The sequence below is a fragment of the Nostoc edaphicum CCNP1411 genome (genome assembly GCF_014023275.1).
Lineage (GTDB): Bacteria > Cyanobacteriota > Cyanobacteriia > Cyanobacteriales > Nostocaceae > Nostoc > Nostoc edaphicum_A.
Genome location: NZ_CP054698.1, coordinates 7,617,803 through 7,643,567, shown reverse-complemented (window position 1 = coordinate 7,643,567; position 25,765 = coordinate 7,617,803). Strand labels below are relative to the sequence as shown.

At 43.6% G+C, this 25,765-nt stretch carries 2 protein-coding genes; both read right to left on the bottom strand.

All coding sequences use genetic code 11. The features are described 5' to 3' along the window. Nucleotides 1-278: 278 nt before the first annotated feature. Nucleotides 279-14,435 carry a non-ribosomal peptide synthase/polyketide synthase gene (locus HUN01_RS34380; protein WP_181929915.1) on the bottom strand — a complete coding sequence of 4,719 codons (14,157 nt, stop codon included), beginning with the start codon at nt 14,433-14,435 and terminating at the stop codon, nt 279-281. Continuing rightward, complete coding sequence (locus HUN01_RS34375; protein WP_181929914.1) at nt 14,432-25,765, bottom strand: non-ribosomal peptide synthetase; 11,334 nt, start codon at nt 25,763-25,765, stop codon at nt 14,432-14,434. The genes HUN01_RS34380 and HUN01_RS34375 overlap by 4 nt, the downstream gene beginning before the upstream one ends.

Here is a 25,765-nt window from a genome sequence, read left to right as displayed (position 1 = left end):
AGGGTTAACACTGGGAGATGTCGCATTTTGTGGCGAGTTTTGATTTTGAAATACTGATTTTTAGTTCGGTCTTAATCTCGCTCAACTGACAGCATTCCCTAACAGGATCATCAAAAGTGGACAAAATCCTTAATGTGAGCCTCAACACCTAATATCATGTCCGGTTAAAGACTTATCATTAAGCCAGCAGGGGGCAGAGGGGAAGGGTTTTTGGGTTTCTGCATAGATTCGGTAATCTAACTAATTAACCGGACTTGATATAAAGGCAAATTTATTATTTACTTTTTTTTGTCCAAAGTCGAATTGCTAAAGTTGGTAAAGAAAGCTTGGAGTAATTTATCGTCTACTTCTGGCCAGCGAATGGTGGTATCTGCAAGTCCATTGAGGGTATTTTGGAAATCAAATTTTAAGCTAGGTGTTTCATCTGGTGTTGACTCTGAAGATGTATTTTCTCCAACCAGCGATACAAATGAATACAAAGCGTTATCAGTAGAAATTTGGTTACTGCGAACTAGTTCAGCTTGCCAATCTTCATCAGAAAGCTCTTGCAGAGGGTAGCCCAAAGAGCGGATGCAGTTAACAAATTGACTCCAAGGAGCAGAATGAGAACTAATTAGATGAAAAGCTTTGCCCAAAGATTTTGACTGCTGCGACAGGTTGATTAAAGCTTTAACGAGATAGTCTACAGGTGTAATTTTTTCCATGCTGTTCATCTCTGGCACACTTTTTAATTGAATGCAGCTTTTGATGAATCTGTACAACATGTCATTTGGATTCCAAACGCCGGTTTGACTGTGCCATGTTATTCTACCAAGCCTGTAGATACTGCAAGGCAAACCGCGATCGCGTGCCATCATGACAATCTTTTCTGCCACCCATTTACTTTGGGGATAGCCTCCAACAAGTCCTTGATAGTGTTCTAGAGGATCATCTTCTAGAACAACATCTAATTTGAAATACTCATCTGAGGCGAAAACGCTAAGAGTAGAAATGAAATGTACAGGCTTGATTTTGATTTGACTAGCTAATCGCAAGACTTCCTCAGTGCCAAGCACATTTGCGGCTTTGAACAAAGCGTATGGATAAATATTATTCACCAAAGCCCCATTATGGTAAATTGAGTCAATTTGCCCCGCCATGAGGTGAAACTGCTCATCACCGACACCGAGAAGTGGTTGAGATAAATCTCCTAATACGGGAATAATCCGCTCGTTGAAAGATTCCTCCCAAAGTAAATAAGCTTTCAGGGTTTCTTGGAGCCGTTGTTTCCCTACTGTCAAATTAGCACTACGCACTAGACAGTAGATATCTGCTTGAGTTTGTTGTAATAATTCCGCCAGCAAGAAAGCACCGACAAAGCCTGTTGCTCCTGTGAGCAGAATCGCCTTTGGTTGACTCACAGGTTGATAAACCAAATTCCCAGGCTTAATTGTCTCATCAAGGACAACTTCTGCCTGTAAGTTTAAGGGAGTAATTTCATTGGCACTGACAGTAGAATCTGTCCCAGAGGTAGATTCAATAGTTTGAGCAAGTTCAGCGATGGTTGGCGCAGTAAATAAGTGGCGCAACGGTAACTTCATCTGGAAAGTCTCATTTACCTGGGACATCACCCGAATCGTTGTCAGCGAATGGCCTCCTAAATCAAAGAAATTATCCAGAACACCCACTTTCTCTAGATGCAGTGCATCAGCCCAAATATCTGCCAATATTTTCTCTACAGGGGTACGTGGAGCCACAAAAGTGACTGCCAACTGGGTATTCTGGAAATCAGGAACGGGTAAGGCTTTGCGGTCTACTTTGCCATTGGGAGTTAACGGTAAAAACTCTAACCTGACAAAAGCAGAAGGCATCATGTACTGTGGTAATTTCTCTGTCAAGAAAATGCGTAACTCATTAGTAGTTGGTGTTTGCTCCAACTGCGGCACAAAATAAGCTACTAAGCGTTTCTCTCCTGGAATATCTTCTCTCGCCACTACCACATTTTCCCTAACTCCTGGATGCTGACTCAGTATTGCCTCAATTTCCCCTAACTCAATGCGGAAACCTCGGATTTTTAGTTGATTGTCGATGCGTCCCAGGTATTCGATGTTGCCATCTGGTAGATAACGTGCTAAGTCTCCTGTTTTGTAAAGCCGGGAATCTGGTTCATCGTTAAAGGGATTGGGGATGAATTTCTGTTGTGCTAACTCGTTTCGGTTGAGATAACCTCGTGCCACTCCTGCACCACCAATGTGGAGTTCTCCTGGTACACCAATTGGTACTGGTTGTAATTGCGAATCTAAAATGTAGATTTGTGCATTGGCGATTGGACGACCAATGGTAATTTTATCGTCCTCCGGAGTACATTTTGCTACTGTGGCACAAACACTGGCTTCTGTTGGGCCATAAGCGTTGAAGAAGTTTCTGTCAGCAGACCAAAGTTTTATCAATTCAGCAGGACAAGCCTCACCACCAACGATGATTGTTTGCAACTTGGGAAGTTCTTCTGTTGCTAAGACTGCTAGGGCTGATGGTGGTAGGGTGACATGAGTAATACCATAGTCGCGTAATCGCTCCATTAACGGCATACCCGGCATTATTGAGTCTTTTGTTCCCAGGTAGAGAATTGCCCCAGATTTCCAAGCCATGATGATTTCCCAAATGGAAGCATCAAAATTGAGGGAGGCAAACTGGAGAATGCGACTATCAGAATCCAAGCTAAAAGTTTGAATCTGTGCTTGAGCTAGGTTAACTAATCCCCGATGCTCAACCATCACACCTTTGGGTTTACCTGTGGAACCGCTCGTGTAAATCACATTTGCTAGATGAGATGCTGTGACTTCACTAACGGGGTTATCTTGATTGTCTTGGCTAATGTATGAGCAGATATCATCTAAAAAGACAACTTTTGCTGGAGTTGCAGGTAGTGTATCTAAGAGTCGCTTTTGGGTCAGCAGTACCCCAACTTGAGTATCTTCGAGCATGAAGCTCAATCGCTCTTGGGGATATTCTGGGTCAAGTGGTACATAAGCACCACCCGCCTTGAGAATTCCTAGTATTCCTACTACCATTTCTAAGGAGCGTTCTACAAATATCCCCACTAATACATCTGGTTTGACACCCAAAGACTGCAAATAATGGGCCAACTGGTTAGCACGACAATTTAATTCGTGGTACATCAATTGTTGATTGTCAAACACCACTGCCACTGCATCGGGTGTACTCAAAGACTGTTCCTCAAATAACTGATGGATACATTTATTTTGGGGATAATCTACCTGAGTATCATTCCACTTAACTAATAACTGCTGTTGCTCAGACGCTGTGAGCATTGGTAATTGCGAAATCCGCTCTTGGGGATTATCCACAATACCTTCTAGCAATGTCACAAAATGACCCATCATCCGTTCGATAGTGCTGCTATCAAACAAGCCAGTGTTGTACTGCCACCACCCCACTAGTCCAGTGCCAGTGTTCTCCATGACTAAAGTCAGATCGAACTTTACTGTGGAAGTCTCTATTGGCAACTCACTGACACTTAACCCGGTCAACTCCAATTGAGACACAGGAGTATTCTGGAGAACGAACATCACTTGGAACAGTGGTGTATGGCTCATGTCTCGTTCTGGTTGCAATGCTTCCACCAACATTTCAAAGGGCAAATCTTGATGAGCGTATGCGGATAATGCCATTTCTCTCAGGCGCGGGAGTAATTCGCTAAAGCTGGGGTTTTCTGCCAAGTTCGTCCGCATCACTAAAGTGTTGACAAAAAAGCCAATTAGCCCTTCTGTCTCGGCGCGATCGCGGTTAGCAATTGGTGTCCCCACCAAAATATCTGATTGTCCGGTGTAGCGATAAAGCAGGGTATTATATGCTGCTAACAAAGTCATGAACAGGGTACAACCTTGCTGTTGACTCAGTTTTTCTAACTTTTGGGTTAGTTCCGCAGAGAGTGTAAACTCCAGATGCGCGCCATTGAAAGTCTGCACAGAACCTCTGGGTCTATCTGTGGGTAGTGGCAAGAACGTAGGTGCATTTGCCAATTGTTGTTTCCAGTAACTCAATTGGCTATTGAGTACTTCCCCTTGTAACCATTGTCTTTGCCATAAGGCGAAATCTGCATACTGAATCGGCAGTGGTAACAAGGGTGACGGTTGACCTTGAGAATAAGCATTGTACAGTGCTTGTAACTCCTTGATAAACACACCTATTGACCAGCCATCAGATACAACATGGTGCATACACACTACTAACCACTGTTCTGTAGAAGACAGCATCAGTAATGTTGCTCTGATTAATGCTTCTGACTCTAAGTCAAAAGGCTCAATTACTTGTTGTTGGAGTAATTTTTGTGCAGCCGTTTTTTGTTCTGTTACGGGTAAATGTTGCAAGTCAACAACTGCAACTGTCCAATTAGTCTGGGTTTGAATGATTTGTAAAGGCTTTCCATCAACGACAACAAAGTTGGTGCGTAATGCTTCGTGGCGATGAATAATTTCCCTAAAGCTTTGTTCTAAGGCAACAACATTAAGAGTTCCGACTAAACGCAAACCAACGGGGATGTTGTATGAGGCACTGTTCGGGTTTAACTTGTCTAAAAACCACAAACGCTGTTGAGCATAAGACAGTGGTATTTCTCCATTCTCTGCCCGCTTTAAGATGGGTGGTGCAACAATTTCTAAGTCTTGTTGCTGCAACTGTTGAATGTTTTGGGATAATTGAGCAATTGTTGGTGCAGCAAATAAGGTACGCAATGGTAGTTCTACTTTCAAGTTGGTACGGACGCGGGAAACCAGTTGCGTTGCTAGTAGCGAATGTCCTCCAAGTTCAAAGAAGTTATCATGTATACCCACAAGCTCTACTTTCAGCACTTGCGCCCAAATTAGTGACAAAATTTCTTCAACTGGGTTACGTGGAGCAACATACTGATCTGATAATTGACTGTGTAAATCAGGTGCTCTCAATGCGCGACGGTCTAATTTTCCGTTGGAGGTGATTGGTAGAGCTTCCAAGATAACTATTGCACTTGGCAGCATATACTCTGGTAACTTCTCCTTCAGAAAGCTACGCACAACGCTTACAGAAACTCTCTGCTCTGGCTGTGGCACAATGTAAGCGACTAAGCGTTTATCACCTGGAGTATCTTCTCGCACAACCGCACAAGAAGCCTGTACATTACTATGTTGGCTCAGTACTGCTTCAATTTCGCCCAACTCGATGCGGAAACCGCGAATTTTCACCTGATTGTCAATGCGTCCCAAGTATTCGATGTTACCGTTAGCTAAATAACGTGCTAAATCCCCTGTCTTGTAAAAGCGAGAATCAGGGTCAGGACTAAAGGGATTTGGGATGAATTTTTCTTGTGTTAACTCTGGGCGGTTCAAGTAGCCTCTGGCTAAAAGCACACCAGCAATGTACAATTCCCCTTGTACACCAATGGGTACAGGCTGTAAATATTTATCTAGGATGTAGATTTGAGTATTAGAAATAGGTCGCCCAATTGGAGGTAGTAGCGGCCAAGTGTCTACTAAATTAGGCAAAGTAAAACTGGTGGCTACATGGCTCTCGGATGGCCCGTAATGATTGTGCAGAGTACAGTTACTTAGCTGACTCAGCCACTTGGAAATGGCAGGAGTAATCTGCAACTGTTCCCCAGCAGTAATGATTTCCCGCAAATGAGTATTTACTAACTCACTACCAACAGCGAATTCTGCTAGTTGTTGTAATCCCACAACGGGGAGAAACATTCTTTGAATTGCTTTTTCTTGGATTACTCTTAACAAATTTGAGGTATCGTGGCGTAATTCCTCAGTTATTAAGAACAATGTACCGCCAGAACACCAAGTAGTGAAGATTTCTTGAAAGGAGACATCAAAGTTAATCGAAGCAAATTGTAGGGTTTTTGCTCCACGAGCAATTTTCAGATTGTCCGGATGCCACAAAATCATATTACAAAGGGCAAGCTGATTCATGGCTATACCCTTTGGTTGACCTGTAGAACCAGAAGTGTAAATTATGTAACCCAAGTTATTGGCTTGTACGCCAGTGATGAGATTATCTTGGCTGCACTGAGAAATTAATTCAGCGTCAGTATCTAGGCAAACAAGCTGTGTTTGATTTGGGGGCAGTCGGTCAAGAAGCGATCGCTGGGTTAGCAACACTTTAGCTTGAGTATCCTCTAAAATAAAGCTCAAACGCTCAGTTGGATACTCTGGATCAAGTGGTACATACGCTCCCCCTGCTTTGAGAATTCCCAACAGTCCAATGACCATCTCCAAAGAACGCTCGACACACAACCCGACTAGAATATCTGCACCTACACCCAAAGAGCGCAAGTGATGAGCTAATTGGTTAGCGCGACAGTTTAATTGGTTGTAAGTAAGTTGTTGCTCCTCAAACTCCACTGCCACTTCATCGGGTGTCAGTTCTACCTGTTCCTCAAATAACTGATGTATGCACTTATCAAGGGGATAATCAACTTGAGTATCGTTCCACTCAAAAAGTAATTTTTGTTGCTCAACTTCACTCAGCAGGGGCAATTGTGAGATTTGCTGTTGAGGATTAGCAACAATGCCTTCAAGCAAGGTGACAAAATGACTTGTCATGCGATCGATAGTACTAGCGTCAAACAAGTCAGTGCTGTACTCCCACAATCCTATCAGCCCAGTAGGACTGTTCTGCATGATTAAGGTTAAATCAAACCTGGAAGTTGTCAGTTTTACTGGTAATGGACTGACATTTAGCCCAGTTAGGTCTAATCCAGATGCAGTGGGCGCATTTTGGAGGACAAACATTACCTGAAACAGTGGTGTATGGCTAAGATTCCGTTCTGCCTGTAATGCTTCTACCAGCATTTCAAAAGGTAAGTTCTGATGAGCGTATGCCTCCATTGCCATGTCACGGACGCGAGTCAGTAATTCGCTAAAACTGCGATCGCCTGATATCTCTGTCCGCATGACTAAGGTATTGACAAAAAAGCCTATTAACCCTTCAATTTCGGAGCGATCGCGGTTAGCAATTGGCGAACCCACTAATATATCTTCTTGTCCGGTGTAGCGATAAAGCAGGGTATTATAAGCCGCTAACAAAGTCATAAACAAAGTCACCCCTTGTTGTTGACTCAGTTTGGTTAATTGTTGAGTTAACTCAACAGATAGGGCAAACTCAAGATATGCACCATTGAAAGTCTGCACAGCAGGTCTGGGTCTGTCTGTGGGTAGTGGCAAAAACGTAGGTGCATTTGCCAATTGTTGTTTCCAGTAACTCAATTGGCTATTGAGTACTTCCCCGACTAACCATTGTCTTTGCCATAAGGCGAAATCTGCGTACTGAATTGGCAGTGGTAATAAGGGTGAAAGTTCACCTTGAGAATAAGCATTGTACAGTGCTTGTAACTCCTCGATAAATACACCTATTGACCAGCCATCACTAACAACGTGATGGATAGACACTGATAACCACTGTTCTGTAGGAGACAACATCACTAATGTCGCTCTGATTAATGCATCATGAGCTAAGTTAAAAGGCTGAATTGCTTGTTGTTGGACTAATTTATGTGCAGCAGTTTCTTGTTCTGTTACTTCGGCTTCGCTCAGTACAAGTAAGGGTAAATGCTGCAATTCAACAACTGTCAGTGACCAATTTGGTTTTATTTGAATGATTTGAGTTGGTTTTCCATCAACGGAAACAAAATTAGTGCGTAATGCTTCGTGGCGATGAATAATTTCCCTGAAGCTTTGTTCCAAAGCGGCAATATTCACACTTCCGACAAAGCGCAACCCAATTGGGATGTTGTAGAAGGGACTGTCCGGCTCGAACTGGTCTAAAAACCACAAACGCTGTTGAGCATAAGACAATGGTAGTTCTGCATTGTTTGTCCGCCTTAAGATGGGTGGTGCGGCAAGTTCTAAGTCTTGTTGCTGTAATTGCTGAATTAATTGTGCTAACTCTGCAATTGTCGGTGCAGCAAATAACGAACGCAATGGCAGTTCTACTTTCAAGCTGGTACGCACACGAGAGACGAGTTGCGTTGCTAATAGGGAGTGTCCTCCCAAGGTAAAAAAGTTATCATGTCTGCCTACAAGCTCTATTTTTAAGACTTCTTGCCAAATCAGTGCCAGGATTTCTTCTAGGGGTGTACGTGGAGCTACATATTTATCTGATAATGTACCACTTGGCTCTGGTGCTGGTAGGGCGCGACGGTTTATTTTGCCGTTGGAGGTTAGGGGTAAAGATTCTAAGATGGCGATCGCACTTGGTATCATGTATTCTGGTAGCTTTTCTTTGAGGAAGCTACGCAGAACGCTTACTGTAGGTGTTATCTGTGGCTGCGGTACTATATAGGCGACTAGGCGCTTATCACCAGGAATATCTTCGCGGACGATGACTACAGATGTTTGCACATCTTTATGTTGACTTAGTGCTGCTTCGATTTCTCCCAATTCGATGCGGAAACCACGGATTTTTACTTGGTTGTCGATACGTCCCAGATATTCGATATTGCCATCTGGTAGATAACGAGCCAAATCTCCGGTTTTATAGAGACGGGGACTGGCAACTGGAGATTGCACTATTTTTCTCCTCCGCTCCCCTGCCCCTCTGCTCCTCTGCTCCCCTGCTCTCCTGCTTCCACTGAAAGGGTTGGGGATAAACTTTTGTTCTGTTAACTCTTTTGCGTTGAGGTAGCCTCTCGCTAATCCTGCACCACCGATGTGTAACTCTCCTGGAACACCCACAGGTACTGGTTGTAAGTTTTGGTCGAGTATGTAGATTTGCGTATTAGAAATTGGGCGACCAATAGGCACTGTCTTCAAATTACTCTCTGGTTGACATTCCCAGAAGGTGACATCAATTGCGGCTTCTGTCGGCCCATAGAGATTATGCAATTGACACCCTAAACAAGCAAAAAAGCGTTCTTGAAGTTCTAAAGGCAGTGCTTCGCCACTACAAATAACTTGCTTCAAGCTACTGCAATCTTTTAAACCTTGTTCTTCTAGAAAAATCTGGAGCATCGAAGGAACAAAATGCAGTGTAGTAACTTGCTGTTCTAGTATTAGGTTGACCAAGTAACCACTATCTTTATGTCCACCTGGTTTAGCTACAACTAAACGCGCTCCAGTCAATAATGGCCAGAAAAACTCCCAAACGGAGACATCGAAGCTGAAAGGAGTTTTCTGTAAAACGCAGTCTATTTCTGTTAATTGATATGCTTGCTGCATCCACAGGAGGCGATTGCAAATCCCTAGATGCGTATTTATCGCTCCTTTAGGCTTTCCGGTGGAACCCGAAGTGTAAATTACATAAGCCAAGTTACTAGCTTGCACACCAGTGATTGGATTTTGCTGATTCGACTGGGGAATGATTTGCCAGTCCGTATCTAAGCAAACAACACGCGCTTGATGTTCTGGTAATTTCTCAACTAATTGCTGCTGACTCAGTAATACTGAAACTTGAGCGTCTTCGAGCATAAAACTCAAACGGTCTTGGGGATACTCAGGATCAAGTGGTACGTAAGCCCCACCAGCTTTGAGAATACCAAGTAATCCCACCACCATCTCCAGAGAGCGCTCCACACATATTCCCACCAGCACATCGGCGGACACTCCCAAAGACTGCAAGTAATGCGCTAACTGGTTAGCACGACAATTTAACTCGTGATACGTCAATTGTTCATTCTCAAACACCACCGCCACAGCATCGGGTGTACGCTCAACCTGTTCTTCCAACAACTGATGAATACATTTATCTTGGGGATAATCTACGCTTGTATCATTCCACTCAACTAATAACTGCTGTTGCTCAAATGCTGTGAGCATTGGTAATTGAGAAATCCGCTCTTTGGGATTGGCGACAATACTTTCCAGCAGTGTCACAAAATGACCAGTCATGCGCTCAATGGTGCTGCTATCAAACAAGTCAGTGTTGTACTCCCACCACCCGACGAGTCCATTGTTAGTGTTTTGCATTCCTAATGTAAGGTCAAACTTAGCGATCGCACTTTCTATAGGCAATTCACTGACACTTAACCCAGTCAACTCTACTTCAGATGTGGGGGCATTATTAAGAACGAACATCACTTGGAACAGTGGTGTATGGCTCAAGTCCCGTTCTGGTTGCAATGCTTCCACTAGCATTTCAAAGGGCAAATCTTGATGAGCATAAGCGGATAATGCCATTTCCCGGATACGTGGGAGTAATTCGTTAAAACTGCGATCGCCTGATATCTCTGTCCGCATCACCAAAGTATTGACAAAAAAGCCAATTAACCCTTCTATCTCAGTGCGATCGCGGTTAGCAATTGGCGAACCCACCAAAATATCTGTTTGTCCCGTGTAGCGATAAAGCAGGGTATTATATGCCGCTAGCAAAGTCATAAACAAAGTTACCCCTTGCTTTTGACTCAGCTGCACCAACCGTTGAGTTAGTTCACCAGACAGATTAAACTCAATATATGCACCATTGAAAGTCTGCACAGCAGGTCTGGGTCTATCTGTGGGTAATGGCAAGAACGTAGGTGCATTTGCCAATTGTTGTTTCCAGTAACTCAATTGGCTATTGAGTACTTCCCCAACTAACCATTGTCTTTGCCATAAGGCGAAATCTGCGTACTGAATTGGCAGTGGCAACAAAGGTGAGAGTTGACCTTGAGAATAAGCATTGTACAGTGCTTGTAACTCCTCAACAAACACACCTATTGACCAGCCATCAGATACAACGTGGTGCATACACAATACTAACCACTGTTCTGTAGAAGACAGCACCAGTAATGTTGCTCTGATTAATGCTTCTGACTCTAAGTCAAAAGGAAGAAGTGCTTGTTGTTGGACTAATTGCTGTGCAGCAGTTTTTTGTTCTGTTACGGGTAAATGCTTTAACTCAACAACTGATAGTGTCCAAGGTATATTTTCCTGTTCCCTGTTCCCTGTTCCTTGTTCCCTCCAATTGTGAATGATTTGAGCAGCTTGTCCATCAACAGTAACAAAGTTAGTGCGTAATGCTTCGTGGCGATAAATAATTTCAATTAAGCTTTGTTGTAGCGCGGCAACATTAAGAGTTCCGATTAAGCGCAACCCGAAGGGAATGTTGTATGAAGCACTGTTCGGCTCGAACTGGTCTAAAAACCACAAACGCTGTTGAGCATAAGACAGTGGTAAGTTTGCATTCTCTGCCCGCCTTAAAATGGGTGGTGCAGCAAGTTCTAAGTCCTGTTTCTGTAACTGCTGAATCAATGGCGTTAATTCCGTAATTGTTGATGCAGCAAATAACTCACGTAATGGTAGTTCTACTTTGAAGCTGGTGCGGATGCGTGAAACCAGTTGTGTTGCTAGTAGTGAGTGTCCCCCAAGTTCAAAGAAATTATCGGAAATACCCACTTGCTCTACTTTCAAAACTTGCGCCCAGAGGAGTGCAAGCATTTCCTCAACGGGTGTACGCGGGGCGACATATTTTTCTAGGAGTGCGGTGTCTAATTCTGGTTTTGGCAGGGCGCGGCGGTCTACTTTGCCGTTGGGAGTCAAGGGGAAAGATTCCAAGATTACTATTGCCGAAGGTATCATGTAATCTGGCAGCTTTGCTTTGAGGAATTGACGTATTTCACCCATCGTAGGTTGACGGTCTTGATGCGTTACGATGTAGGCGACTAAACGTTTATCTCCAGGGGTATCTTCGCGGACAATGACACAAGATATCTGCACATCGCTGTGTTGGCTCAGGACTGCTTCAATTTCGCCCAACTCAATCCGTAAACCACGTATTTTTACTTGGTCGTCGATGCGTCCTAAGTATTCAATATTGCCATCACTTAAATAACGTACTAAATCCCCAGTTTTATATAATCTACTCCCTCCTGCCTTCTGCCTTCTGCCTCCTGCCGACGCTCGCGGACTCGCTAACGCTGCGCTATCCTCAAACGGATTAGGAATAAATTTTTCTTGTGTTAAATCGGTGCGGTTAAGGTATTCCCTAGCTAGACCATCTCCGCCAATGTATAATTCTCCCGGTACACCAATACCTACTGGTTGTAGTTGGGAATCTAACAAATAGATTTGTGTGTTAGAAATTGGTTGCCCGATGGGAATAGTTGTTGCGCATTCTGGCACATCCTGCACCAAGTACCAGGAACTAAATGTTGTATTCTCTGTTGGCCCGTAAACATGAAGTAGTCGCTGCGGCGCACCATTGTTGAGTACTTCTTTAACCCATTTAGGATCGACAGCCTCGCCGCCAAATAGAAGATGCCGTAGTGAATTGAAAGCAGAGGGGACTTCTTGAGCAATTTGATTGAACAAAGCAGTCGTCAAGAATAATACACTGATACTTTGCGATCGCATAAAGTCCGCAAAATCTCTGGGCGAAAGTGCCAAATCCTTTCTCACCCCTACCAACCGCGCTCCGTTCAGTAAGGCTCCCCAAATTTCAAAAGTAGCAGCATCGAAGGCGTGATTTGAGGCTTGGGCAATTACATCACCAGCCGAAATGCTGATATAGTTGGTTTCTTTGACCAGTCGAACTACACTTCGATGGACAATGCTCACACCTTTGGGTTGACCTGTAGAACCGGAGGTGTACATTACATAAGCTAAGTTATCAGGTGTGACGCTGGTAGTTGGGTTCTGTTGTGTGTGTTGATTGATGATATCCCAGTTTGAGTCTAAGCAAATTACACTAGCTTTGCCGTTGCCTAGTTTATTAACTAGTTTTTCTTGAGTCAATATGACTGATAACTGAGTATCTTCGAGCATGAAGGTCAATCGCTCTTGAGGATATTCTGGGTTAAGTGGCACATAAGCACCACCCGCCTTGAGAATCCCCAATAGTCCCACAATCATTTCTAAGGAACGCTCCACACATATCCCTACCAACGCATCAGCTTTCACACCCAAAGACTTCAGGTAGTGCGCCAACTGGTTAGCACGGTTGTTTAATTCGCGGTATGTGAGATATTGATTCTCGTACACCACTGCTACAGCATCGGGTGTAAGCTCTACCTGCTCCTCAAACAACTGATGAATAGATTTATCTTGGGGATAGTTAGATTGGGTATCGTTCCATTCAACTAATAGCTGTTGCTGCTCAGATTTTGTTAGGATTGGCAACTGGGAAATTCGTTGCTGAGGATTAGTAGCGTAGACGCAAAGCGGCTTGTCGTCAGACATCGCCTCAAGCATTGTTCTAAAATGACCCAGCATCCGGCTAATCGTTCCATCTTCAAACCGACTAGTGTCGTACATCACCCTCAGCGACAACTGCTCACCAGGGGAAACTGAAACTGCCAAAGGATAATTTGTTTGTTCAATCCACCTAAAATTCGAGAGGGAAAAATCGCTATTGCCTTGTAGAACAGCAGTATCAACAGGATAATTCTCAAAAACAACAATACTCTCAAATAAAGATGTACCTCTGGGAACATCACTCAGCCCCTGAATCTCTACCAATGAGCTATAGGAAAACTGCTCAGATTCAATCTGTTGCGCCTGTAAATCCTTCAATAAACCGAGCAATTCAGTCTGCTCGGAGATTTGCACCCGCACTGGCAGAGTATTGATAAATAACCCCACTATCGACTCTACACCAACAAGTTCAGGCGGACGACCAGACACAGTTGCACCAAAAACCACATCTGTTTCTTGGCTATAGCGAGACAGCAACAATCCCCAAGTCGCCTGCACCAAATTACTCATCGTCAATTGATGCTGTCTGACAAAAGACACCACTGCTGCTGTCGCTGACACAGTTAAGTCAATTTGCTGTTCACCATAGCCCGAATGCTGCTCCCGCATTGACAATGGTTTATCCACAGTCAAAGGAGTTGGTGTAGTAAAACCTTGGAGTTTTTGTCGCCAAAATTCTTTAGCTAAATCTCGATTCTGTTGCTGTAACCAAGCAATATAGTTGCGGTAGCTGACAGTTCCAATGTTAGATAAACTTTTACCTTGAGAAATAGCTTGATAAAACTCCAACAGGTCTTGGAAAACCAAAGGTGACGACCAGCCATCAAGTAATAAATGATGATGACACCAAACAAACTGATAAGTATCTCCATCTAACTGGATTAGATGTAGACGCATCAATGGCGCTTGCGACACTTGAAAACCCTGTTGTCGCTCAGAATCCAGAAAAGTTTCTAATTGCTGTTGCTGCTCTTGTGCAGATAACTCCCGCCAGTCATAAGTTTCGACCGTCACATTTACCTGTCGATACACCACTTGAACTGGCTGGCTCAAAGACTCCCAAAGGAAAGCTGTGCGAAAGACGGGATGCCGAGCTACAACTTGCTGCCAAGCTTGCTCGAAGGTTTTTACATCTAGGTTTCCTGTTAAAATGCAACTTATCTGCTCAAAATATACGCCTGAGTCTGGAGCATATAAACTTTCAAACAGCATCCCCTCTTGCATGGGAGATAAGGGATAAATATCTTCAATATTTTGGCGGTTAGTTTTGCTAAGTTCTAATTTCATAAATTTCCAAATATCTGATCTAGTTCTAGTTGGTTAAGTTGAATTAATGGGAAATCTGTAGGCGTATAACCTGCATTTTCTGTTGATAAACAATGAGCAATTAACTCTTGCAAAGTTTCGACAAATTCTTGGGCAATATTCTCAATCGTTTCGTAATGATGGATATTGCTGCTGTATGTCCAATCTATTTGCAGTTTTTCGTTGATAACGATGGCATTAATATCTATCAAATAATGGCGCTGACCTTGTAAACTCTGGCTGTTGCCGCTAGGTTCATGAGCTATTTGCATCAGAGAAGATGTATTCACAACTTGAGCAAATTGTCCCAAATAATTGAAGCTAATTTCTGCCTGGGGAATTTTTTCTAGTTGGGCACTAATTTCTGCGTCAATATTTAGATAACGCAATAAGCCATAGCCAATGCCTTTATTAGGAATTACACGTAATTGTTCCTTGACGGATTTTAACGCAGTACCAAGATCATCTATAGTTCCCAGTTCCACAACCACTGGAAAAATCGTTGTAAACCAACCAACAGTGCGTGATAAATCTACACCATCGATTATCTCTTCCCGCCCATGACCTTCTAAGTTGAATAACACTGACTCAGAGTTAGTCCATCCGCTCAACACTAGTACTAAGGCAGTTAACAAGATATCGTTTATTTGTGTTTTATAAGCTTTCGGAACATCTTGTAAAAGTGAAAGAGTTTCGGTTTCGTTTAATGATACTGTTACTGTTCTAGCCGATGCAGTAGTGTTTATTCCTTGTGCATAGTCTACCGGGATGGAGTCAACTGCATCGTAAGATGCACTCAACCAATAATTTAGTTCTGATTTCAAGACTTCTGATTGGGCATATTCTGTCAGTTGTCGCGCCCAATCTTTGAAGGATGTAGTTTTTGCAGGTAGTTGAATGGTTTTGCCTTGACTTAGTTGCTGGTAAGCTGTCTGCAAATCTTCTAACAATATCCGCCAAGAAACACCGTCTACTACAAGGTGGTGAATTAATATCAGTAATCGCGCTTTTTTGTGAATACCCAGCCAGAAAAATGCTACTTGCACGAGATTTTCTGAAAGATTTAAACTCGCCTGTAATTCATTGGCTGTGGTTTCAATGACAGTTTTTATCTCAGTTTCTGGAACTGTGGATAAGTCAAAACGGGGAATAGTAATATTATCGGTTGGCGCGGCATGAATCTGCTGCCATATTGTGTCTTTTTGGGTGAATCTTAACCTTAGAGCATCATGATGTTTTAGTAGTTTCAGCCATACTTGCTCTAATATTTCTAGGTTAAGGTCTGATGGTACTGTGAGGATAAATGATTGATTAAAGTGGTGTTTTTCTGGTAATTTCTGCTCGAAAAACCAGTGTTGAATTGGTGTTAGAGGTAATGCCCCTGTGACTAATCCTTGTTTAATTGAGAGTGCTTTTGTTGTGCCTGCAACTGTGGCTAATTGGGCGATGGTTTTATTGGCAAATAGTTGTTTTACCGTCAGTTCTATTCCGGCAACTTTTGCTCTACTGATGATTTGAATGCTGAGGATGGAATCTCCTCCTAGTTCAAAAAAGTTATCATGTATGCCTATTTGCTCTACTCTTAATACTTGCTCCCAAATTCGAGTTAATTTTTCTTCAACGGGGGTGCGCGGTGCTACTAGGCTGCTTTCTATTCCTGTGCGTGCTTCTGGTTCTGGTAAGGCGCGACGGTCTATTTTGCCGTTGGGGGTAAGCGGTAGGGATTTTAGAGTGACGATCGCACTTGGTACCATATATTCTGGTAGCTTTTCTTTGAGGAAGCTACGCAGAACATTTACTGTGGGTGTTATCTGTGGCTGCGGTACTATATAGGCGACTAGGCGCTTATTTCCAGGAATGTCTTCGCGGACGATGACTACGGATGTTTGCACATCACGATGTTGGCTGAGTGCTGCTTCGATTTCTCCCAACTCAATGCGGAAACCCCGGATTTTTACTTGGTTATCGATACGTCCCAGGTATTCGATATTACCATCTGGTAGATAACGTGCTAAGTCCCCTGTTTTATACAGACGCTCGGAATTAGAGGATTGGTACTCTATTTCCCCCCTGCTCCCTGCTCCCTGCCCCCTGCCTCTTTTAAACGGGTTGGGGATAAATTTTTGTTGTGTTAACTCTTTTGCGTTGAGGTATCCTTTTGCTAATCCTGCACCACCGATGTGTAACTCTCCTGGTACACCCACAGGTAGTGGTTGTAAGTTTTGGTCGAGTATGTAGATTTGCGTGTTAGAAATCGGACGACCAATGGGGACAAGTTGTGGATAAATCTCACGTTGACAATTCCAGAAAGTTGCATCAATACAAGCCTCTGTTGGGCCGTAGAGATTGTGTAAATTTACATCTAGCTTACTTAACAAGCTTTCTTGCAGAGTAACGGGTAAGACTTCACCACCACAGAACACGTGTTTGAGGGAGTGACAAGTTTCGATTCCTCCCTGTTCTAAAAGCATTTGCAGTAAAGATGGAACAAGTTGAATAGTAGTTACCTGCTGCTGGGCAATTAACTTTAAGAGATAAGCACTGTCAGTATGACCTCCTGGTTCAGCTATTAACAACTGTCCACCTGCTAACAATGGAGCGTAGAATTCCCAAACTGAGGCATCAAAGCCAAAGGGAGTTTTTTGCAGTACTTTGTCCTTTTCAGTCAGGGGGAATGTTGCTTGCATCCAGAACATGTGGTTGCAAAGGTTACTGTGAGATAGTATTACCCCCTTCGGTTGACCAGTAGACCCAGAAGTATAAATCACATAAGCTATGTTACTAGGTTGCACCTTAGCAATTGGATTCTCCTGGCTAGACTTAGCGATCGCAAACCAATCGTTATCTAAGTAGACTACACGCGCTTGATGTTGAGGTAACTTCTCAACTAGATGCTGTTGGGTTAGCAGCACGGAAACTTGAGCATCTGCAAGCATAAAGCTTAAACGGTCTTGGGGATACTCTGGGTCAAGTGGTACGTAAGCGCCGCCCGCCTTGAGAATACCAAGTAATCCCACCACCATCTCTAAAGAGCGCTCCACACATATCCCCACCAGCACATCGGCGGACACTCCCAAAGACTGCAAGTAATGCGCTAACTGGTTAGCACGACAATTTAACTCGTGATACGTCAATTGTTCATTCTCAAACACTACCGCTACAGCATCGGGTGTACGTTCCACCTGTTCTTCAAACAACTGATGAATACATTTATCTTGGGGATAATCTACGCTTGTATTATTCCACTCAATTAATAATTGTTGTTGCTCAAATGCTGTGAGTATTGGTAATTGAGAAATCCGCTCTTGAGGATTAGCAACAATAGCTTCTAGCAATGTTACAAAATGACCAGTTATCCGTTCAATTGTGTTGCTATCAAACAAGTCAGTGTTGTACTCCCATCCTCCCACTAGTCCAGTGCTAGTGTTTTCCATTGATAAAGTTAAATCAAACTTTGCCGTGGAACTTTCTATGGGCAAGGAACTGACAGTTAACTCAGTCAACTCTACTTCAGATGTGGGGGCATTATTGAGAACGAACATCACTTGGAACAATGGTGTATAGCTGAGATCCCGTTCTGGCTGCAATGCTTCCACCAACATTTCAAAGGGCAAATCTTGATGTGCGTAGGCGGATAATGCCATTTCCCGGATACGCGGGAGTAATTCGTTAAAACTAGGATTTTCAGATAAATCAGTCCGCATCACCAAAGTGTTGACAAAAAAGCCAATTAACCCTTCTATCTCGGTGCGATCGCGGTTAGCAATTGGTGTCCCAACTAAAATATCTGTTTGTCCGGTGTAGCGGTAAAGCAGGGTATTATATGCCGCCAACAAAGTCATAAACAAAGTCACCCCTTGTTGTTGACTTAACTGCAACAACCGTTGAGTTAGTTCACTAGACAAAGCAAACTCTTGATATGCGCCATTGAAAGTCTGTACAGCAGGTCTAGGTCTATCTGTGGGTAATGACAAGAATGTGGGTGCATTTGCCAATTGTTGTTCCCAGTAACTTAATTGGCTTTGTAGTACCTCTCCTTGCAACCATTGTCTTTGCCAAATTGCAAAATCTGCGTACTGAATCGGCAGTGGTAACAAGGGTGACGGTTGACCTTGAGAATAAGCGTTGTACAGTGCTTGTAACTCCTGGACAAACACACCTATTGACCAGCCATCACTGACAACGTGGTGCATACACACTAATAACCACTGCTCTGTCTCGGACAGCACTATTAATGTCGCTCTGATTAATGCTTCTGACTCTAAGTCAAAAGGTTCAAATGCTTGTTGTTGGACTAATTTTTGTGCAGCAGTTTCTTGTTCTGTTAAAGGTAAATGCTTTAAGTCAACAACTGCAACTGACCAATTTGGTTGTGTTTGAATGATTTGAGTAGCTTGTCCATCAACTGTGATGAAGTTAGTGCGTAATGCTTCGTGGCGATGAATAATTTCGATTAAGCTTTGTTCTAAGGCGACAACATTAAGAGTTCCGACTAAGCGCAACCCGAAAGGGATGTTGTATGAACCACTGTTCGGCTCGAACTGGTCTAAAAACCATAAACGCTGTTGAGCATAAGATAGTGGTGTTTCTGCATTCTCTGCCCGCCTTAAGATGGGTAGTGCAGCTAGTTCTAAGTCTTGTTGCTGCAACTGTTGAATATTATGCGATAGTTCAGCGATCGTTGGTGCAGCAAATAGCGATCGCAATGGCAGTTCTACTTTCAAGCTGCTACGCACACGGGAAATAAGTTGCGTTGCGAGTAGTGAGTGTCCGCCTAGCTCAAAGAAGTTATCATGTCTGCCTACAAGCTCTACTTTTAGGACTTGTTGCCAAATCAGTGCCAGTATTTCTTCGATGGGGCTGCGTGGGGCGACATATTTCTCTAATAATTCACTACTTGGCTCTGGTGCTGGTAAAGCGCGACGGTCTATTTTGCCATTGGGGGTTAGGGGTAAAGACTCCAGGATGACTATTGCCGAAGGAACCATGTAATCTGGTAACTTTTTCTTGAGGTTGCTACGCAGTTCGCTAATTGTGAGTGTTACTTGTGGTTGGGGTACGATGTATCCTACTAGGCGCTTGTCACCAGGAGTATCTTCACGAGCTATGACACATGATGCTTGAACATGGGGATGTTGGCTCAGTGTTGCTTCGATTTCTCCCAACTCAATGCGGAATCCCCGAATTTTTACTTGGTTATCGATACGCCCCAGGTATTCTATATTTCCATCTGGTAAATAACGAGCCAAGTCCCCAGTTTTATATAATCTACTCCCTCCTGCCTCCTGGCCTCTGCCTCCTGCCGACGCTCGCGGACTCGCTAACGCTGCGCTATCCTCAAACGGATTGGGAATAAATTTTTCTTGTGTTAACTCTGGTCGGTTCAAGTAGCCTTTTGCTAATCCTGCACCACCAATGTGCAGTTCTCCTGGTACACCAATGGGAACTAGTTGTAAGTTTTGGTCTAGTATGTATATCTGGGTATTGTCAATTGGGCGACCAATAGAAATCAAGCTCTCGCTGGATTCGAGTTGATATATTGATGACCAAATAGTAGCTTCTGTTGGCCCATAAAGGTTCCACAAAGAAGCGCTCCTGGCAAGCAATTTACTAACTAGATCCCAAGGTAAAGCTTCACCCCCGCAAAGTATTTTTAAATCGCTAAATTGGTAGTTGGAGTCTAAAAGCAATCTCCAAGTAGCCGGAGTTGCTTGCATAATTGTTGCCTTAGACTTAACTAGCAAATCAAATAACTCTCTTTCATCAAGGGTCACGTCACGACGGGCTATGACTAGACATGCACCTACAGTTATAGGCAGAAAAATTTCTAAGGCAGCAATATCAAAGGAAATAGTAGTGATTGCAAGCAGTGTATCTTGTTTTGTTATTCCTGGGCGCTGCTGCATGGCAGATAGGAAATTGCTCACAGCCGTATGTGAAATTTGCACACCTTTGGGCTGGCCTGTAGAACCGGAAGTATAAATCACATAAGCTAAGTTACTAGCTTGGACATTAGTGATGGAGTTTCCTTGAGGCAACTGAGAAATAAACTGCCAGTTAGTATCCAAGCTTACAAGCTGCGCCTGACATTCAGGTAATTTTTCAACTAAATGCTGTTGGGTAAGCAGCACTGAAACTTGAGCATCTTTTAAGATAAAGCTCAGACGGTCTTGGGGATACTCTGGGTCTAGTGGTACGTAAGCGCCGCCCGCCTTGAGAATACCAAGTAATCCCACCACCATCTCCAGAGAGCGCTCCACACATATCCCCACCAGCACATCGGCGGACACTCCCAAAGACTGCAAGTAATGCGCTAACTGGTTAGCACGACAATTTAACTCGTGATACGTCAATTGTTCATTCTCAAACACCACCGCCACAGCATCGGGCGTGCGTTCCACCTGCTCCTCAAACAACTGATGGATACATTTATCTTGGGGATAATCTACGCTTGTATCATTCCACTCAACTAATAACTGCTGTTGCTCAAATGCTGTGAGCATTGGCAATTGGGAAATCCGCTCGCTGGGATTTGCCACGATCGCTTCAAGTAGAGTCACAAAATGACCAGTCATCCGTTCGATAGTGCTGCTATCAAACAAGTCTGTGTTGTACTCCCACCACCCAAACAGCCCATTGGGAGTGTTTTCCATTGATAAAGTTAAATCAAACTTTGACGTGGTGATTCCTATTGGCAAGCCACTGACACTTAACTCAGTCAACTCTATTTCAGACATGGGAGCGTTCAGGAGAACGAACATCACTTGGAACAATGGTGTATAGCTGAGATCCCGTTCTGGTTGCAATGCTTCTACCAACGTCTCAAAGGGCAAATCTTGATGAGCGTATGCGGATAATGCCATTTCTCTGAGGCGCAGGAGTAATTCTTTAAAACTGGGGTTCCCTGCTAAATCAGTCCGCATTACTAAAGTATTGACAAAAAAGCCAATTAACCCTTCTATCTCGGAGCGATCGCGGTTAGCAATGGGTGTCCCCACCAAAATATCTGATTGTCCGGTGTAGCGATAAAGCAGGGTATTATATGCCGCCAACAAAGTCATGAACAGAGTACAACCTTGCTCTTGACTTAGCTCCAACAACCGTTGAGTTAACTCAACAGACAGAGTAAACACATGATATGAGCCATTGAAAGTCTGCACAGCAGGTCTAGGTCTATCTGTGGGTAGTGGCAAGAATGTGGGTGCATTTGCCAACTGTTTTTCCCAGTAACTCAAATGGTTTTGTAGTACCTCTCCTTGCAACCATTGTCTTTGCCAAATTGCAAAATCTGCGTACTGAATCGGCAGTGGTAACAAGGGTGACGGTTGACCTTGAGAATAAGCATTGTACAGTGCTTGTAACTCCTGGACAAACACACCTATTGACCAGCCATCACAGACAACGTGGTGCATACACACTAATAAGCACTGTTCTTTTGAAGACAGCATTACTAATGTCGCTCTAATTAAGGCATCATTTGCTAAATCAAAAGGCTCAATTGCTTTTTGTTCCAGTAATTTCTGTGCAGCAGTTTGTTGTTCTGTTACTTCTGCTGAGGCAGAGGCTTCGCTCAGTACAAGTAAGGGTAAATGCTGCAAGTCAACAACTGCAACTGTCCAATTTGTTTGAGTTTGAATTATTTGTGTTGGCTTTCCATCAACAGTAACAAAATTGGTGCGTAAGACTTCATGGCGATCAATAAGTTCTTTTAAACTTTGTTCTAAGGCGGCAACATTAAGAGTTCCTACTAGACGCAAACCAATGGAGATATTGTATAAGGCACTGTTCGACTCTAACTGATTTAAAAACCATAAACGCTGTTGAGCATAAGACAGTGGTATTTCTGTATTCTCTACCCGCCTTAAGATGAGTGGTGCTGACAGTTCTATATTTTGCTGCTGTAACTGCTGAATTGATGGTGCTAACTCGGCAATTGTTGGTGCAGCAAATAACTCACGCAATGATATTTCTACTTTCAATCTGCTACGCACACGGGAGATGAATTGCGTTGCTAGTAGGGAGTGTCCCCCTAGTTCAAAGAAGTTGTCATGTCTGCCTACAAGCTCTACTTTCAGAACTTGTTGCCAAATCAGTGCCAGGATTTCTTCGATAGGGGTGCGCGGAGCTACATATTTCTCTCTTAATTCACTACTTGGCTCTGGTAGAGCGCGACGATCTATTTTGCCGTTGGGGGTTAGGGGTAAAGATTCTAAGATGGCGATCGCACTTGGTACCATGTATTCTGGTAGCTTTTCTTTGAGAAAGCTACGCAGTTCTTTAACTGTGGCTGTACTTCGACTTACCTCGGCTCCGGCTCCATCGAGCGAAGTCGAGATGCTCGGCACAAGTCGCTCAGTACAAGTCTGCTCTGGTTCCAGTACGATGTAGGCTACTAGGCGCTTGTCACCCCTGTTATCTTCACGGGCTATGACACATGATGCTTGCACATGAGGATGTTGGCTGAGTACTGCTTCAATTTCTCCCAACTCAATGCGGAATCCCCGGATTTTTACTTGGTTGTCGATGCGGCCCAGGTATTCGATATTACCATCTGGCAGATAACGTGCTAGATCCCCAGTTTTATATAATCTACTCCCTCCTGCCCCCTGCCCCCTGCCCCCTGCCGACGCTCGCGGACTCGCTACCGCTGCGCTATCCTCAAACGGATTGGGGATGAATTTTTCTTGTGTTAATTCTGGGCGATTGAAATAGCCTCGCGCTAACCCTGCACCACCAATGTGCAGTTCTCCTGGTACACCCACAGGTAGTAGTTGTAAGTTTTGGTCAAGTATGTATATCTGGGTATTGGAAATTGGACGACCGATGGAAATTTTTTGGTCTTTGGGAGTGCATTTAGTGATCGCTGCACAAACACTCGCTTCTGTCGGGCCGTAGGCGTTGAAGAAGTTTCTGCCTTTTGACCATTGTCGCATCAGTTCCAGAGGACAGGCTTCTCCGGCGACAATGATCGCTTGCAATGTTGGCAGTTCTTCTACTGGCAGGACTGCTAAGGCTGATGGTGGTAGGGTGACATGGGTAATGCCATCATTCTTTAATCGCTCAATTAAAGGCATACCCGGCATGATCGAGTCTTTTGTTCCTAAGTAAAGTCTTGCCCCCGATCCCAAAGCCATCAAGATTTCTGATATGCAAGCATCAAAACTGAAGGAGGCAAACTGGAGAACTCGACTATCACCAGACAAACCGAAAGCCTGAATTTGAGCGTGAGCGAGATTGCACAACCCACTATGCTCAACCATTACCCCTTTGGGTTTGCCTGTGGAGCCGGATGTGTAAATCACATTCGCTAGATGAGTAGGCGTGACTACCTGAATCGGGTTGTTCTGTTTGTTTTGCAGAATTTCTGACCAGACTTCATCTAAACAAATCAGTTTTGCCTGATACTCAGGTAGTCGATCCAGGAGTCGCTGTTGACTTATTAATACTGGAACTTGAGCGTCTTCGAGCATGAAGTTCAGACGGTCTTTGGGATATTCTGGGTCAAGTGGTACGTAAACTCCACCCGCCTTGAGAATGCCCAATAGTCCTACCACCATCTCTAAGGAGCGCTCTACACAAATCCCCACCAGAACGTCGGGTTTCACACCCAAAGACTGCAAGTAATACGCCAACTGGTTAGCACGGCTGTTTAATTCGCGGTACGTCAATTGTTGATTCTCAAACACCACCGCTACAGTATCGGGTGTACGCTCTACTTGCTCCTCAAACAACTGATGAATACATTTATCGAAGGCGTAGTCTACTTGAGTATCATTCCACTCAACTAATAACTGCCGTTCTTCAGATTGTGTGAGCATTGGTAATTGGTCAATTCGTTGCTGGGGATTTGCCACAATTGCTTCGAGCAAAGTTACAAAATGCCCCATCATCCGCGCGATCGCACTGTCATCAAATAAGTCGGTGTTATAATTCCACGTACCTTTGAGTGAGTCTGTCCCCTCAAGAATAGTTAAGGTTAAATCAAAGGTGGCTCCTTTAGACCCTGAAATCAATGATTCCAAAATCAAACCATTATTAATATCTATATTCTGGTGAGAGCGATCGCAGACGAAAGCTACCTGATAGAGTGGCGAAAAACTGGGGTTGCGGATAGGTTGCAGTTGCTCCACCAGCAGGGGAAAGGGATAATCCTGATGGTCTTGGGCATCTAATACACAAGAGTGCGATCGCTCCAGCAACTCTTTAAAAGTCGGTTTTCCTGAAATATCTCCTCGCAAGACCACAGGATTAGTAAAATAACCCACAATATTTTCAAACTCCGAACGGCTCCGATTCACCATTGGAGAGCCAATTAAAATATCTTCTTGATTGGTATAACGTAGTAATAGTATTTGTAGTGCTGTCAATAAAACTATATAAAGAGACGCACCTTCTCTCTTCGCCAATTTTGTGAGCTTTTGCCGCAGTTCTTCGTCAACAGTAAACAAGCGGGAAGCACCATTATAGGTTTGGCTCTCAGGTCTTGGTCGATCTGTTGGCAAATTTAGCAATGGCAACTCACCAGATAGTTGTTGCTGCCAGTAAGTCCACAAACTTTCTCCAGCTGAACTAGCGAGCATTTGCTCTGACCACTTGACGTAATCTCGATACTGATAGTTTTGTGTAGATAGTTGGGCTGCTACACCTGTAGCAATCGCTTTATACAAGGTGCAAAGTTCACCGATTATGATTTCTAAAGACCATAAATCTCCCACTATCTGATGTAGCGTGACTAAGAAAATATGTTCTTTGGTGGCTAATTTATCAGTTTTAATATTGTTAATTAATAAATCAAACCGCAATATTGGCCCTTGTTCTAAGTTGAAGGGGCGATCGCTTTTTTCTGAGAGCCAGTTGTTTAGATTGTCTTGGCCAAGATCGAAAGCTTCTTCGATACTAAAGTCAACTTGCTGATTTTCGTGAACTGTTTGCACAGGTTCGCCGTTAATGGTTGCAAAGGTAGCCCTCAAAACTGGATGTCTTTCAACTAGAGCTTGTGCTGCCTGCTTTAGGGCGGGAATATCTAAATTTGTAACTAATCTTGCTGTATATGTGATGTTGTAAGCAATACTGTTGGGTGCTAATTGATATAAAAACCAGAGTGCCTTTTGACCGTGAGACAGGGGATAAGTTGCAGCCTGAGCAGTACTCTGGGATAAAATTCGGATAATTTCTGGTTCAGATTGCTTCATTTCCCGCAATAACTCAGAGGGGAGTGATTTTTCAGGCGATCGATAGCGCAGTTTGTCTCCATCAACCCAAAGCTCAACATTCTTCGCTGAAAGATTTTCTAGAATCTCTATTAAATTCAT

Bases quoted from the DNA above. Each gene is read 5' to 3' on its own strand.
- HUN01_RS34380 (WP_181929915.1), bottom strand. From the start codon at position 14,435: ATGAAATTAGAACTTAGCAAAACTAACCGCCAAAATATTGAAGATATT.
- HUN01_RS34375 (WP_181929914.1), bottom strand. From the start codon at position 25,765: ATGAATTTAATAGAGATTCTAGAAAATCTTTCAGCGAAGAATGTTGAG.